Here is a 14,267-nt window from a genome sequence, read left to right as displayed (position 1 = left end):
GGCTGGGGTAAAGGCCCAGTATAACCTAAAACCCCCTCGCCTTTCCTAGCTCCCTAGAACAAAGGTTGTATCTCAAGTTCAGGCTCAAGCTGGATATGCACACGGCGGTTTAAGGAACGGCCCTCAGCCGTGCGATTATCAGCCATCGGGAAGCGCTGACCATGATACTGCACCGTCAATAGGCGCTCAGGTAAGCCACGCGCCACCAGATAGGCGCGCACGGCTTCCGCTCGCTCAAAAGAAAGTTGCCGATTCAGGCGGCGTGTACCTGTTGTATCCGAATGACCATCGACACTAATCCCCACAATCTGTGGATCGGCATAGACATAGCGCACAATCAGATCCAGCTGATCTTTATCCGCCTGAGTCAACACCGCACCACCGGTTCTGAAATGAATCATCACTTCGCGAATCTGATCAAAGTTGACCGGTAACAACTGAGCCTGACACTGCTGGAAGGAGGAATAGGCTTGATGAAAGGCAATCGGCGTCATGCTGGCGCGGCGGCGTTCGATCTGCGGATCAGCATCTTCTTGAACCAGTGAGGGCATCAGCCCTTGGCGCAGACTGGCCAACATGCGCTCTGTTTCTGGCGTTGCAATTCTGACTGGCTGATCAGTGGTTTCAAGATGATACTCACCCAGATGCTGGGTGCCTAAACCTGGCTGCCAAGCTGGTGCCAATGCAACCAAATGAACAGGGCCAGGCTGCAAAGCATGACGAAAAGGCTGGACTTCAAAGCGCACACTCTCACCTGCACGATGAATAAAACGCCCAACACCAAAATCTGGAATCACATGGATCAGTTCACAATTGAGGGCAGAAGGAGCCGTGGCTTCCCAGGCACCCGGCGTATAGCCAGCTTGCCAAGTGGTCGCCAGTGCCGATACTGACCAGCACAGGCTCAGGCCCAGTAGACCTGCAAGACCACGACGCACAGCCTGAGGATGAGGTGAAGAAGTTAAATGATTCAACATGTTAGTCCGACTCAGCTAGGCAAAGGGTGTGCACAAAAACACAGAGGGTTTCAGCTTAACTATTCGGCTCCAGCAGAGCAAACTTTAGCTGTCCTCGCGCGATGCCAGTGATGGAAGGTGTGGCAAAAAGCCCCCACGCCTGTGTTAAACTGCGCCACCAAAAACTTTTTGATGATTGATCAACCCCTAGGAGTCGAGCGTGAGCAGTCCTTCCGGCCCGAAACACCCTATGTCACAGCGTTTTCGCGGATACCTTCCTGTTGTCGTGGATGTCGAAACGGCTGGGTTTCATAGTGCGACCGACGCCTTGCTTGAGGTCGCCGCCACAACGCTGACGATGGATGAGCATGGGATGATCTTGCCAGATCAAACCATCTCACGCCATTTGATTCCTTTTGAGGGTGCGAACATCGAACAGGCGGCACTCGATTTTACCCAGATCGATCTCGACAGCCCATTTCGCCAAAGTATCGCAATTGCTGAACACCAGGCATTGAGCGAGATCTTTAAAGTCGTGCGTGCCGCAGTGAAAGCCCATGACTGCAATCGCGCCATCCTGGTTGGACATAATGCCCATTTTGATCTGGGATTTGTGCATGCAGCCGCCCAACGCTGCAACATCAAACGCAATCCCTTTCATCCCTTTTCAAGCCTTGACACGGCCACCCTCGCCGCGCTGGCTTTCGGCCAAACGGTCTTGGCCAAGGCCTGTAAAGCTGCTGGTATCGAATTTGATCATCAGGCTGCGCATTCTGCAGGCTATGATACAGAAAAAACCGCTGAGCTTTTTTGTGCCATCGTCAACACCTGGAACGAACTCGGTGGTTGGAATCTAACGCAAAAAACTCTCTAGCGCGCTGATGGCATCCACACAAAAAAAGCCCCAATCAACGGGGCTTTTTTCTTGAGCACATTTCTTGGCAAGATCAGAATTAGGCTGTTGCTTGGCCTTGTGCTGCGGCTTCAACCATCGCCAGCAGCTCGCCCTGCTGATGCAGATCCATAATGATATCGCAGCCACCCACCAGCTCACCGCTCAACCACAGCTGAGGAAAAGTTGGCCAGTTAGCATACTTCGGCAGTTCAGCACGAATATCGGGATGCTCAAGAATATTCACGAAAGCAAACTTCTGACCGCAGGCCATCAGTGCTTGTACCGCCTGTGAAGAAAAACCACACTGAGGCATCTGGGGCGTGCCCTTCATGTACAGCAGCACAGGATTAGTGCTAATTTGATCTTTAATCGTTTCCAGAGTTGAAGACATAATAGAGCCACCTTTTGTTAGTCTTACAGAACACGCTATCTGAAGTAGACACGAGCCAAGACTCGCGACACTCCACCTTGGGAGACCGACAGGCAGATAAAACCTGACTAAGTTAGTCAATTTTAACTGGCCGTTGCTAGGCAAAACAAGGGCCATACAAAAAAACAGCCTTATCTTGCCAGCCATCACACAAGTGCTTAGACTGATTTCTTTTTTTCGCTTGCCCTGCATCCAAGCGCAAGGCCTCGTTGATCGGGGTCAACCAGACTGATGCTGATTTTATTGATCGTTTATTTGGAGGATCTCGCACCATGGCCACTTCTGCCCTGATGCACACCTACGGCCGTTTACCCGTCGCTTTTGCTGAGGGCCAAGGCGCTTGGCTTACCGACACAGCTGGCCGACGCTATTTGGATGCATTAAGCGGCATAGCGGTCTGCGGGCTGGGCCATGCACACCCAGCGGTCACCCAAGCCATCAGCGAGCAGGCAGCGCGTTTAGTGCACACCTCCAACCTTTATCAAGTGCCGCTGCAAGAAGCCGCCGGAGCCAAGCTCACCCAGCTTAGTGGTATGGAGAAGGTGTTCTTCTGCAACTCCGGTGCGGAGGCCAACGAGGGGGCCATTAAGCTGGCGCGCCTCTATGGTCATAGCAAGGGCATCGATGTACCCCATATCATCGTCATGGAACAGGCTTTTCATGGCCGCACGCTGGCCACGCTGACCGCCACCGGTAATCGCAAAGTCCAGGCAGGCTTTGAGCCACTGGTCTCTGGCTTTATTCGTTGCGCTTACAATGATCTGCAATCGATCGAGCAGATTATGCAGCAACGTACGGATATTGCTGCGATTCTGATCGAGCCGGTGCAAGGTGAAGGTGGCTTGCGTGCAGCCGACGACGCCTATCTGACCCAGCTGCGCCAACTCTGTGATGCTCATCAGGTACTGTTGATGTTTGATGAAGTGCAGACCGGCAATGGACGCACAGGCCAGTATTTTGCCTTCCAACACTATGACTGGAAGCCAGATGTCGTCACAACAGCCAAAGGCCTCGGCAACGGCTTTCCTATTGGTGCGGTGATGGCCCAAGGCCAAGCCGCCGCCCTGTTCCAGCCTGGACATCATGGCTCGACCTATGGCGGTACACCACTGGGCTGTGCTGTCGTCCTCGCTGTGCTGGAAACACTCGAGCAGGACAAGCTTTGCCAGCGCGCCAACCAGCTCAGCGAACTGCTGCGTGCTGGTTTTGAACGCGAGCTGGCCAGTATCGATGGCGTTGTAGGCCTGCGTGGCCGTGGCCTGATGCTTGGTATCGAACTCGACCGCCCCTGTGCTGAACTGGTCGAACTGGCTCTTGAGCGCGGTCTTTTGATTAACGTGACCGCAGGGCAGGTGATTCGTCTGCTGCCACCGCTGATCCTGAGCGATGAAGAAGCCCAACAAATTATTGCTATCCTGAGCCAGCTGATTAAAGACTGGCTCGGGCAGCCTTTGCCTTCCCACTAAATTTTGAGCCTATTATGAGCGTTAGACACTTTCTTACCTTAACTGATCTTTCTCCACAGGAGCTGGAGCGTCTTATCCAACGTGCGATCGAACTCAAGCGCCGCCATCAGGCGGGGCTGATCGATGAGCCACTCAAAAACAAAGTGCTGGCGATGATCTTTGAAAAATCATCGACCAGAACACGCGTCTCTTTTGAAGCTGGGATGATTCAGCTCGGCGGTGGCGCGATCTTTTTATCGCCTCGTGACACCCAGCTAGGCCGTGGTGAGCCCATCGAAGATACCGGCCGCGTTCTCTCTGAAATGGTTGATGCCATTATGGTGCGCACTTATTCACACCAAGAACTCGAAAAGCTTGCCGCCTACTCCAGCGTCCCAGTCATTAACGCGCTGACCGATGATTACCACCCCTGCCAGCTGCTGGCGGATGTACAAACCTTTGTTGAAAATCGTGGCAGCCTGCAAGGCAAAACCGTGACTTGGATAGGTGACGGCAACAATATGTGCAACTCCTATATCAAGGCGGCACGCCAATTTGATTTCCAACTGCGCATCTGCTGCCCAGAAGGCTATGAGCCTGCGGCCAGCCTACTCGAAGAACATGCTGATCGCGTCACGCTGGTGCGCGATCCACGCGAGGCGGTTGATCAAGTGCATCTTGTCAGCACTGATGTCTGGGCTTCTATGGGGCAAGAAGAAGAACAGGCCAAACGCAAACGCGACTTTGCTGGTTATCAGGTCAGCCCAGCGCTGATGAATCTGGCTGCCAAGGATGCACTCTTTATGCACTGCCTGCCTGCCCACCGAGGTGAAGAAATCAGCCACGATATGCTGGATGATGATCGTGCCGTGGTCTGGCAAGAGGCTGGTAACCGCCTGCATGCACAAAAAGCGCTGCTTGAGTTTTTGATGGCACGCCGCGGCTAAACAACACCTTCGTTTCGTAGCATAAAAAAACGGCACCCTTGAGAGTGCCGTTTTTTTACTGCTGATCTTGCTGTCTTAGACTAGGTTTTGCACATCATCTGTGCTGAGATCACGCCCTCTGGCTGGGCTGGCCGGTTCAGCGGCTTCGCTGGCTGCCTGCTCAGTCTGCTGACGCTCTTGCGCAACACGCTCACTTTCTTGTGCCTGCTGGTTCACTGGAGCCGCTTGCTGTGCTAGCTCGATCGCCGGACGAATAATGCTGCCTGCGGGACGATTGCTTTCATAAAGCGGCACCTGCTCCGTGGTTTCACCTAAACGGGTCACCACATCAGCAGGCTGAGCCGACACAGGTGCCGCTGCTGCGCCTTCATTCGCGGCGGCCATAGGCTGGCTTGAGGCGGCGTCTTCAACCGCCTGATCATTGCGCGCCTCAATAGCCTGCTGGCTACGAACATCCTGACTCTGAACCTGGCGTAACGCAGCAGACACCTGATTATTCACATTGGATTCGATCATGATACACCTCGCTTGGCGATTTTCTCATCTCTTCTAGCTTAGATAATCGGCTGCGGCTTGGCAATCTTAAGCCTAGACAAAGGAGATAAAAAACCCCGACGCCTAAAAGACGCCGAGGTGAAGGGAGATCTTACTGACTTGATCGATGGCGATTTCTATCAGTGAGGGTGCGCTAAATCACCTTCATGCGCGTGACCATGCTGCACTTCTTCTTCGCTTGCAGCACGGACAGTTTCAACCTGACCTTTGAAATTCAGCTCAACACCTGCCAGCGGATGGTTGGCATCAATCGTCACTTCGCTTTCGCTGACATCCACCACGGTCACAACCATGGGGCCACCTGGGCCTTGAGTTTGAAACTGCATGCCGACTTCAATGCTATCCACACCTTGGAAAGCTGAACGCTGAACCTGTTGAACCAGGTTGTCATCACGCTCTCCATAGGCCTCTGCAGGAGCAACAACCACTTCAAACTCATCACCCGCTTGCTTACCTACGAGGGCATTTTCTAAACCTGGGATGATATTGCTGTGGCCATGCAGGTAGGCCAAGGGTGCACCGCCCTGAGAGGAATCCAACACCTGACCTTCTGGGTTGGTCAGCGTGTAGTGAATCGCGACGACTGTGTTGGCTGCAACTTGCATAAAAAATCCTATAACAAATGAATTGATCTTTCATTCTAGCGATTCCCTGCCCCAGTGCCAAATCTTCACTGAATTTTTCTGTGTTTTTATGGCCCAAACTTGTTCCTGATCTGGCAAAAAAGCTATGCTCAACAAAAACCATGCTCAACAAAAGCGATACTCAACAAGAAGCACCAGCCTCAGCAAGACAGCTCACCCACTCAACAGGAAGTCAAGTGCTGTGATTTTTTTGACTCTTTTGATCCATCCCTACCTATCTGCCATCAAAACTGGCGCGCTGGGCCTGTCTCTGCTGCTTGTCTTGCAAGGCTGTAGTCTGACCGCCCTCGATCAGCCACCCGCTGGACACCAGCCCTTTTATCAACCTCAAGCCAATCAAACCCTAGCGCAGATTGCACGCCAGCAGGGCATCCCCACTGAGGTGCTGGCGCGCTATAACCCACGCAGCCACCCCTTGCGTCCAGAGCCACAACACCGACTGAGAATCCCTGAACGGGCCAGCGATGTTCCTCTAGAAGGCCCCTATTTTTATCGCATTCAGGCTGGAGATACACTGAGCCAGCTGGCGCAGCACTTTCACATTTCTGTACTCAGCCTACAGCGAGCCAATCCGCACCTGGTTCCTGAAAGACTGATGATTGGCGAACGTATCCAACTACCTATTTATCGAGCGACACCGCTACGCTGGCCAAGCGCGAATCCTGAGGTCAAAATTCGCTACTCTCATCAGCCTTGGGGATTACACCAGGGCCTAGCAATTCGTACGGCAGCACGTGAAGAAATCTTCCCGATTGCGCCTGGCAGAGTGGTTTTTGCGGGTGAGCTGCGCGGCTTTGGGCGGGTCGTCATCGTGCAACACACGAATGAGATGCAATCGATCTATGCCTATTGTCGCGCGCTTTTTGTTGATCAGGGGGCGCAGGTCTCTGGTCGCCACCCCCTGTGTTCTGCTGGACAACAAAGACGACTGGACGAGCCTGGCATCTATTTTGAACTGCGCGTGGATGGGCAGGCTGTGCCACCAGAAAACTATCTCCCCGCACTAGGATGGTAAGCCGCTTCTCTGGGAAGCCAGGCATTCGCCCTTAAGCGCTGATCGGCAAGCTGCATCCTTGCTTTTAACCAGTGCTCTAGTTGCGAGCGGTGAGCAGGCAAGGCAGCAAGATCACCCTCACTGCGCACACGGCCTTGAGGATCAACAGAAAGCCACCCCAAAGGGGATAGCCAATAACTCCACTCGCCTCGTTGCACGACCACCCCTTCAGGCCCACTCAAAGGTCTGAGCAGAGAGCGCCCATAACTGGCAATAGACTCATCACGCCCCATCAACGTCATCAGCGTTGGCAGCAGATCATACTGGGAGGCATAACGTGTTTCACGACCGGGAGCAAGACGGCCATCTGGAGTGTAAATCACCAAGGGAATCCGAAAAGAAGCGTGCAGATCCTGTGCCTGCGCCCGCAACACATGATCAGCCATAAAAACAAAAATCGTATTCTGATAGCTTGGCAAGGCTTCTAGGCGCTGCATCATTTCGCTGAGTGCCCAGTCGCTGTATCTCAAGGTATTCAAATACGCGCCTTCACTTCCTGCATCATGGGGATAAAGATGGAACTCAGCACCTGGATCAGGAAAGGGCTCATGGGTTGTCCCAGTAAACAAGAAGGCCACACTCGGTCTTGCCTCTTCTGCACGGGCAGCCAAGTAATCAGCCAGAAACATCATTCCTTCGTAATCCCAGCCAAAGCGCGGCACCTCACCAGGGTAATCGCGTAGCAGTGGCAAATCTTCTTGACCAAAGTAGGCATCAAAGCCCAAGGCCGCAGCAATACCATCTAGGTAAAAAGAGCGTCTTTTGGAAGTCTGCACCATCACTGACTGATAGCCTGTATCATCCAGTAAGGTCGCTAGGCGTGTCATGCGATTTTGCTCCATCCCCCACCCCATAACAGGATGCTGAGGCAAGAGAGGCACAGAGGTGAGGCTAGCTTGTATTCCCTCAATACTGCGCTGCCCAGCAGCAAAAGCCTGAGGCCAGACACGCCCTGATGCCACTAACTGATCAAAGAAGGGTGTCGCACCATAGCTGGAGCCAGAGAGGCTATCGATATAATCCGCGCTCCAGCTTTCAAGCAAGACAATAACCAGATTCGGCTGGCTGGCGGGATAGGTGTCATCCAGCCAAGAGCGTACGAAAGGATCTCCTGCAGACTGGGCCTCAAGCTGACTCAAGGCTTCATCCCAATCAGCAGCAGTAAAATAAGCCAGTGGCTGAGGCTGCTGTTGGCCACGACGCCAGGTATGGACCAGCGCAAAAGCACCATTCAACGCCAGCGCGGCCTGACGCTCATCACCAGCAGCATAGGCATCCACTAGGCCAAGGGGTTTACCTGAAAGCACCAAGCCTCGCCCTGAAATCAGCAACAGCAAGAGGACCGCCAGCGCAAAGCCAGCCTGTTTGAATACGCCTCGATTTAGCGATGTTCTTGCACTAGGTTGAACAACCCAGTGCCACCAGAGCCAAGCAAAAGCAGACATCACCAAAAGTGCACTCAAACTGATTAGCCAACGCGATCCCAGTGCCAACTCCACCAACAAGCCATAGTCTTGCGTTAACAGCAGTAATTCCCGCCCAGCATGGCGATAAACCTCGCCAAAATACACTGTATCCGCCAGCTGTAAGGCCCACAAAAGCCCAACAGCAATCAAGCTCATCAGCAAGCATAGCCGAGCGATGCTTTGACGCCTTGCATAGTCCCAAGGCCACAACAAGGGGCATAAGAAAACAGCCATACCCAAGACTGCAATCGCCATATCAAAGCGCCAACCGTAGAGCCAAGCAGAAAAAGCTTGATCCCATGACAAGGAGGCAAAGTAATCAGGATAGAGGAATAATAATAGCCCGCGCGTTAACGCAAAAAAGCTGGCCGCCAACACCAGAGCACGCACAGGCAGCCACAGAGGGTTAAGCATAAAAGCGCTCCCACAAGACACTGATCCACAGAGTGCCAGCAATCACCAGACTCAAAAAAACAGCGGCAGAGCCCATATCCTTGGCTTTACCTGAGAGCTCATGTACCTCAAAACCGATACGATCGACGACGGATTCAATCGCCGAGTTCATCAGTTCAACCAAGAGAACCAGCAACAAACTCGACACCAGAAGAGCTCTTTCCAGCATGGTATGCCCTAACCACCAAGCCAAAGGAACGCCGACGACCAAAAGCATCACTTCTTGGCGAAAAGCAGACTCACCTCGCCAAGCCGCACAGAAACCCCGCCACGAATAACCTGCAGCAGCCACAAAATGCGCCAAACCTGTTTTTTTCATATTTCAAGCCTGCCAACAAAAAAGAGAGAAAGAAAAACCAAGGGTGGAAAAAAAGCTGGCGCAGCTTAGGCGTTTTGTTTGAAAAAACCAAGCCACCTCGATGAGCACTGCTCGCAATGCAGATGCAAGATCGTTAAAATAGAATGAAACTTTGATAAAAAGAGCGTGAAGATGCAGCCAAAAAGCTTTGAATGGCAATTTTATAAACCAGCCGCGGCCACCCAAGGCTTCATTGATTTTCTCAATCAGCAAACCAGTATCGCGATCACACCCGGCATCACTGATCGACATCAGGTGATCAGCTGTGACTTTGAGGGCCAGGGCTATATCATCAAGCGTTTTAGCCCAAGCGATAATCGCCGCTGGGATCGCAAGATCGAGCTAACATTGAAAAGCTACTGGATTTCTGGCGCTGAAAAGAGCTTTCGTGGTGCGCGCTGGCTATGGGAAGCGGGGATTCCCGGCATCAAACCCACGGCTTGGGCCGTACATGGTCGCGGCTACCATCAGGTCAGCTACTTTGTTTACGAGCGCATTGAAGCACAGGGTGAAGTGCAGGATTTACTTGAGCAGGATTCGCTGAGTGTGCAGCAAGAGCGCCAATTGATTCAGGATATGGCAAAGATTTCACACCAAGTCCATCAAGCTGGCTATCGTCATACAGATATTGTTCCGCATAATTTTCTGGCACAACAACAACCACAAGGCCAGATCAAGCTGCTGCTGATTGATACTGATAAGGTTGAAAAGGCCTCAGCTCTTGGGAAAATCTTCAAGCGCACCAAGCTATTTTTTGATCTGCGTTGTTTAAGAAGGCTCAGGTTCTCTCCTGAACAGCTCAGCCTCTTTTTCCATCAATATTTTCAAGGTGGCACACGTCTGCGCTATCTACAACAATGGTACTTTTGGGTCAGAGGTGGCTTTAACCTCTATAAAAGAAAAAAGATGAGAAAGCGTCTTCCTCGCCATCTGCTCAAGCTCAATCTCACACTTTTACTCGGACAGCAAAGCAAGAAAAACTAATCCAGCAAAGATCGTGAGAATGCCTGAGGGTCTGACTGAGTGCAGTTTCAGGCATCAGCTCAAAAAGGCCTTAGCAAACCCAAGTCGATCTTATCTAAAGCAGGCTTTGATAAAGACGCAGATAACGCTGCGCCATCTGATCTGGCGTAAAATCAGCAAGCTGTTGATATGCCTTGTGCGTCAACGCCTGCGCCAAGGCCTGATCTTCCAGCAAACGCACTATTTGCTGATACAAGGCTGCACTGGCATCACTTGGCACCAGCAACCCCGTCACTTCATGCTCGATCAAATCAGGAATACCATCTACAGCAGTAGCCACGATAGGCACCTTGGCATCCATCACATCGAGCAAAGTCGAACCGAGACCCTCATGACGAGAGGGAAAAGCAAACACATCCATGACCGCCAAATAGTTACCCAGATCCGGCTGAAAGCCCAGCCAGTGCACCTGAGATAGATCCTGACTTTCAGCCTGCAAGGCTGCTGCATCAACACCCTCACCTAAAAACCAGAAGGCCACATCTGGGTGTGTTGTCTGCATTTTACGCGCCACGTCGAGCAACACCCGCTGCCCCTTATGCTTATCGACCAAGGCACCAGCATGTCCAATCACTCGCTGAGATCCCTTCTGTTGCTTGAGTTGCGCTATTTTGTGCTCATCTTGTGGCAGGTGGGCCAATGCACTGGGAATCAAGGAAGTTTGAGTCCAACCTCGCTGTTGTAAGTGCGCCTGAATAGGGCGTGCTATGGCGACAGCACAGGCTGCAGCACCATAGGTTAAGCGATTAAACCACTTGTCTTTAACAGGTTGCGGTACTCTGCGTGTGAGAATATAAGGCACACCTTTAAGCTGATGGTGTACCCAGGCCCAATGCACCGCCTTAGCCTCATGTGCATGAACGAGATCAGCAGCAAAACGACAGGCATGTCCAGCGAGCTGATGCCGAGCCGTGACAAAGCTGAGGCGATCAAGATCAGCCAAGCGCTCACGCAGTGGAGAATCGATACGGCAGACCAGCCCCTGCTCAAGATCCTGATTCTGCTTGGCAAGATGACGAATCAGCAGCTCCGTCTGGCGCTCTCCACCACGAAAGCCCTTCGCTAAATTCACATGTAATATACGCACACAAGGCCTCAAAAATAATTTTCTGGTAAACTCGCTACTTTAGAGTTCGATACTTGGATTAACTTGTATTTATGAAGAAGACGGCTGATTTCTCACCGCATATCCTGGCTGTAACAGGATTTAGCGATATTGCCGAAGCCCATATGTTTATTGGGCTGGCTCAGCGAGGCTGCAAGATTAGCATAATCAGCGAACCCGGAGCCAAGTTCAATGAAGCCTTTGCCGCTGCGGGTATGGATGTGATACCACTCAAAATCAAAGGCCGTTTTGATCGCGCAGCCCGGACACGCATTCGCGCGCTCTGTATTGAAAAAAAGATTCAGCTTGTCCACGCAATGAATAATCGTGCCGTGGCCAATGCCTTGGCTGCCACCCGAGGTTTAAAGGTGCGTTTTATTGCTTACCGTGGTATCGAAGGCAATGATAGCTATTGGGATCCTTTATCTTGGCAGACCTATCTTCATCCGCGCGTTGATCGAGTGATCTGTGTGGCAGATGCCATTCGCCGCTTCCTTGTGGGTCTTTCTCTTTTGGGTTATCGCCAACCCGCGAGCAAGTTTATCACCATCTATAAAGGGCATGATTTAGCCTGGTACAATCAACCACGCACTGATCTCACTGAATTTGGGATTCCTCAAGAGGCATTTGTGATCGGCTCTGTGGCCAATGATCGGCCACGTAAGGGCATTCCGCTGCTGGTTGAAGCTTTTAATCAGCTCAGCGCCCTACCCCAAGCCCATCTCGTTCTTGTTGGCAGCATGGAGAGCCCAGCATTACAACAGCAGATCACGGCCAGCCCTGTTGCAGAGCGCATTCATTATCTGGGACAACGCCAAGATGCGCCCTCGCTGATGAGCGCCTGTGATGTTTATGTGTTACCGGCGATCAAACGTGAAGGCTTGCCCAAAACAGTCATCGAAGCCATGGCCTATGGCCGAGTGCCTGTTGTCACTGCCAGCGGCGGTAGCCCAGAACTCATCGAAGAAGGTATCTCAGGCTTGATTGTGCCGCCAGGAGATGTGCATGCACTCAGCCAGAGTCTGCTGAAATTGGCCTCAATGAGTGCCAATGAACGTGAACAGATGGGCCTGGCCGCGCAACAAAGGCTCGTCAAGTGCTTTCACACTCAGGATACCGTCACCAAAACACGCCAAGTCTACCAAGAGCTTTTGGCTCTTTAACTCATCGAAAGAAAAGAATATGACACCAGAACTTGAACTCCCAAAACGTATTATGATCACTGGTGGCGCTGGCTTTTTAGGCTCTCATCTATGTGACCGTCTGATCCAGCAAGGCCATGAAATCCTCTGCGTGGATAATTTCTTTACAGGTAGCAAGCGCAATATCGAGCATCTGATGGATCATCCGCGTTTTGAACTGATGCGCCATGATGTCACCTTCCCGCTGTATGTCGAAGTTGACGAAATCTACAACCTCGCCTGCCCAGCCTCGCCAGTGCACTATCAGTTTGATCCCGTACAGACTACCAAGACCAGCGTACATGGCGCCATCAATATGCTTGGGCTGGCAAAACGTACGCGAGCAAAGATTTTTCAAGCGTCCACCAGCGAAGTCTACGGTGACCCTGAAGAGCACCCACAAAAAGAAAGCTACTGGGGCAAGGTCAATCCCATCGGCATACGCTCCTGCTATGACGAGGGCAAGCGCTGCGCTGAAACCCTGTTCTTTGACTATCATCGCCAGCATCAGGTCGAAATCAAGGTTGCCCGTATTTTCAACACCTACGGCCCACGTATGCACCCCAATGATGGTCGCGTAGTCAGCAACTTTATTGTGCAAGCCTTGCAAGGCCAATCAATTACCCTATATGGCGATGGCGAGCAAACACGCAGTTTTTGCTACTGTGATGATCTGATCGAGGGTTTTATCCGTCTGATGAACACCCCAAGCCAAGTCACTGGCCCTCTCAATCTTGGCAATCCTCACGAATTCACCATTCGTCAGCTGGCTGAGCTGGTGATTGAACTCACAGGCTCACAGTCTGATTTAATCTTTAAACCCCTGCCACAGGATGACCCCAAGCAGCGCCGCCCGGATATTACGCTGGCACAAACACATCTTGACTGGACGCCCAGCGTGCAATTGCGCGAGGGACTTGAAAAAACGATTCGCTACTTTGATCAGCTCCTGCGTGATCTGAAAACAGTGCAGGGTTAATCGGCATGGCAAGCAAAAAATCTTTAAGTGTCGCGATCATTACACTGAATGAAGAAAACAACCTAGAGCGCTGCCTACAAAGCGTGCAAGCCATTGCCGATGAAATACTGGTGATAGACTCAGGCTCCACTGATGCCACGCAAGAGATTGCTGCACGCTACGGTGCTCGCTTTGAATTCAACGCCTGGCCTGGGCATGTTGCACAGAAAAATCTAGCGCTAGAACGCGCCTCCCATGAGTGGGTGCTCTCGCTTGATGCGGACGAGTGCCTCACACCTGAGCTGGCACAAGAAATACAAGCGCTGCTGCACTCGAAAGAAATAGAAAGTGCATCTGGCTATCAACTGAACCGGCGCACCTTCTATTTGGGTGACTGGGTACGTCATGCCTGGTATCCAGAATGGCGACTCAGACTGGTGAAGAAGCAGCTAGCACGCTGGGAAGGCACCGACCCCCACGACAAGCTGGTGGTCAATGGCAGCGAAAAGAAACTGAAAAGCGGCGACTTCTTGCACTACTCTTATCGAGACTTGCAGCACCACTTTGAGGTTTCACTCAAGTATGCACGCATTGGAGCAGAGGCCGCCTACAAAAAAGGCAAGCGATTTAAAGCCCATAAGCTCTTCACCTCGCCACTTGGACGCCTATTTAAGTTTCTATTTATTAAAATGGCCTGGCGAGATGGCTGGCGTGGCTGGATCATTTTAGGCTCAAGCATGATGACAGCTTTTATGAAACAGGCTTATCTGCTGGAACGAGAGCTCAACAAGAAAGAA

15 protein-coding genes are annotated in these 14,267 nt (G+C 52.0%); 8 read left to right on the top strand and 7 right to left on the bottom strand.

The features are described from left to right. Window positions 1–53: 53 nt before the first annotated feature. Complete coding sequence (locus V6U78_RS10285; RefSeq protein ID WP_405340204.1) at window positions 54–977, bottom strand: OmpA family protein; 924 nt, start codon at window positions 975–977, stop codon at window positions 54–56. Between the two features lie 229 nt (window positions 978–1,206). On the opposite strand from V6U78_RS10285, the gene rnt reads away from it, so the two are divergent. Beyond that, a complete protein-coding gene (rnt, locus tag V6U78_RS10280; RefSeq protein WP_405340554.1) occupies window positions 1,207–1,830 on the top strand; it encodes a ribonuclease T in 624 nt (207 codons plus the stop codon). 79 nt (window positions 1,831–1,909) lie between these two features. On the opposite strand, the gene grxD is transcribed toward rnt, so the two are convergent. Beyond that, a complete protein-coding gene (gene grxD, locus V6U78_RS10275) occupies window positions 1,910–2,242 on the bottom strand; it encodes a Grx4 family monothiol glutaredoxin (RefSeq protein ID WP_405340201.1) in 333 nt (110 codons plus the stop codon). 311 nt (window positions 2,243–2,553) lie between these two features. Here grxD and V6U78_RS10270 point away from each other — a divergent pair, with 311 nt between their 5' ends. Together V6U78_RS10270 and argF are read left to right on the top strand one after the other, a co-directional pair. Continuing rightward, on the top strand, window positions 2,554–3,747 hold the full coding sequence (locus V6U78_RS10270) for an aspartate aminotransferase family protein (RefSeq protein WP_405340198.1): 1,194 nt from the start codon (window positions 2,554–2,556) through the stop codon (window positions 3,745–3,747). 14 nt (window positions 3,748–3,761) lie between these two features. Then, window positions 3,762–4,673, top strand: a complete 912-nt coding sequence (gene argF, locus V6U78_RS10265) for an ornithine carbamoyltransferase (RefSeq protein WP_405340195.1) — start codon at window positions 3,762–3,764, stop codon at window positions 4,671–4,673. 75 nt (window positions 4,674–4,748) lie between these two features. Here the strand turns inward: argF and V6U78_RS10260 are convergent, their stop codons facing one another. After that, window positions 4,749–5,189: a hypothetical protein gene (locus tag V6U78_RS10260; protein WP_405340192.1), complete on the bottom strand. Its 441-nt coding sequence runs from the start codon at window positions 5,187–5,189 to the stop codon at window positions 4,749–4,751. 158 nt (window positions 5,190–5,347) lie between these two features. Next, entirely contained in the window at window positions 5,348–5,833 is a 486-nt protein-coding gene (locus V6U78_RS10255; RefSeq protein WP_405340189.1) for an FKBP-type peptidyl-prolyl cis-trans isomerase, read from the bottom strand. A 220-nt stretch (window positions 5,834–6,053) separates the two neighbouring features. Between V6U78_RS10255 and V6U78_RS10250 the strand changes: the two genes are divergently transcribed. Next, entirely contained in the window at window positions 6,054–6,887 is an 834-nt protein-coding gene (locus V6U78_RS10250; protein ID WP_405340186.1) for a peptidoglycan DD-metalloendopeptidase family protein, read from the top strand. Here the strand turns inward: V6U78_RS10250 and V6U78_RS10245 are convergent. Together V6U78_RS10245 and V6U78_RS10240 are read right to left on the bottom strand one after the other, a co-directional pair. Further along, the gene (locus V6U78_RS10245; protein WP_405340183.1) at window positions 6,863–8,806 is read right to left on the bottom strand and encodes an LTA synthase family protein; all 1,944 of its coding nucleotides are present in this window, start codon (window positions 8,804–8,806) and stop codon (window positions 6,863–6,865) included. The two genes, V6U78_RS10250 and V6U78_RS10245, sit on opposite strands and share 25 nt — an antisense overlap. Next, on the bottom strand, window positions 8,799–9,164 hold the full coding sequence (locus V6U78_RS10240; RefSeq protein WP_405340180.1) for a diacylglycerol kinase: 366 nt from the start codon (window positions 9,162–9,164) through the stop codon (window positions 8,799–8,801). The genes V6U78_RS10245 and V6U78_RS10240 overlap by 8 nt, the downstream gene beginning before the upstream one ends. Window positions 9,165–9,335: 171 nt before the next feature. Here V6U78_RS10240 and V6U78_RS10235 point away from each other — a divergent pair, with 171 nt between their 5' ends. Beyond that, window positions 9,336–10,187 (top strand): lipopolysaccharide kinase InaA family protein, encoded by an 852-nt coding sequence (locus tag V6U78_RS10235; RefSeq protein ID WP_405340178.1) that lies wholly within the window; start codon window positions 9,336–9,338, stop codon window positions 10,185–10,187. A 94-nt stretch (window positions 10,188–10,281) separates the two neighbouring features. Here V6U78_RS10235 and V6U78_RS10230 read toward each other — a convergent pair whose 3' ends face one another. After that, entirely contained in the window at window positions 10,282–11,313 is a 1,032-nt protein-coding gene (locus V6U78_RS10230; RefSeq protein ID WP_405340175.1) for a glycosyltransferase family 4 protein, read from the bottom strand. A gap of 71 nt (window positions 11,314–11,384) precedes the next feature. Here V6U78_RS10230 and V6U78_RS10225 point away from each other — a divergent pair, with 71 nt between their 5' ends. The 3 genes from V6U78_RS10225 to V6U78_RS10215 form a co-directional block, all read left to right on the top strand. Beyond that, window positions 11,385–12,494, top strand: a complete 1,110-nt coding sequence (locus V6U78_RS10225) for a glycosyltransferase family 4 protein (protein WP_405340172.1) — start codon at window positions 11,385–11,387, stop codon at window positions 12,492–12,494. A gap of 19 nt (window positions 12,495–12,513) precedes the next feature. Continuing rightward, window positions 12,514–13,491 (top strand): UDP-glucuronic acid decarboxylase family protein, encoded by a 978-nt coding sequence (locus V6U78_RS10220; protein ID WP_405340169.1) that lies wholly within the window; start codon window positions 12,514–12,516, stop codon window positions 13,489–13,491. Window positions 13,492–13,496: 5 nt separating this feature from the next. Continuing rightward, a partial coding sequence (locus V6U78_RS10215; protein ID WP_405340166.1) for a glycosyltransferase family 2 protein occupies window positions 13,497–14,267 on the top strand: 771 nt, incomplete at its 3' end.

It is taken from the genome of Marinospirillum alkalitolerans (assembly GCF_045055655.1).
GTDB classification, from domain to species: Bacteria; Pseudomonadota; Gammaproteobacteria; order Pseudomonadales; family Halomonadaceae; genus Marinospirillum; species Marinospirillum alkalitolerans.
This window is presented reverse-complemented; position numbering and strand designations above follow the sequence as displayed.

Coding starts and splice junctions, on each gene's coding strand:
- V6U78_RS10285 (WP_405340204.1), bottom strand. CDS start 977: ATGTTGAATCATTTAACTTCTTCACCTCATCCTCAGGCTGTGCGTCGT.
- rnt (WP_405340554.1), top strand. CDS start 1,207: ATGTCACAGCGTTTTCGCGGATACCTTCCTGTTGTCGTGGATGTCGAA.
- grxD (WP_405340201.1), bottom strand. CDS start 2,242: ATGTCTTCAACTCTGGAAACGATTAAAGATCAAATTAGCACTAATCCT.
- V6U78_RS10270 (WP_405340198.1), top strand. CDS start 2,554: ATGGCCACTTCTGCCCTGATGCACACCTACGGCCGTTTACCCGTCGCT.
- argF (WP_405340195.1), top strand. CDS start 3,762: ATGAGCGTTAGACACTTTCTTACCTTAACTGATCTTTCTCCACAGGAG.
- V6U78_RS10260 (WP_405340192.1), bottom strand. CDS start 5,189: ATGATCGAATCCAATGTGAATAATCAGGTGTCTGCTGCGTTACGCCAG.
- V6U78_RS10255 (WP_405340189.1), bottom strand. CDS start 5,833: ATGCAAGTTGCAGCCAACACAGTCGTCGCGATTCACTACACGCTGACC.
- V6U78_RS10245 (WP_405340183.1), bottom strand. CDS start 8,806: ATGCTTAACCCTCTGTGGCTGCCTGTGCGTGCTCTGGTGTTGGCGGCC.
- V6U78_RS10240 (WP_405340180.1), bottom strand. CDS start 9,164: ATGAAAAAAACAGGTTTGGCGCATTTTGTGGCTGCTGCAGGTTATTCG.
- V6U78_RS10235 (WP_405340178.1), top strand. CDS start 9,336: ATGCAGCCAAAAAGCTTTGAATGGCAATTTTATAAACCAGCCGCGGCC.
- V6U78_RS10225 (WP_405340172.1), top strand. CDS start 11,385: ATGAAGAAGACGGCTGATTTCTCACCGCATATCCTGGCTGTAACAGGA.
- V6U78_RS10220 (WP_405340169.1), top strand. CDS start 12,514: ATGACACCAGAACTTGAACTCCCAAAACGTATTATGATCACTGGTGGC.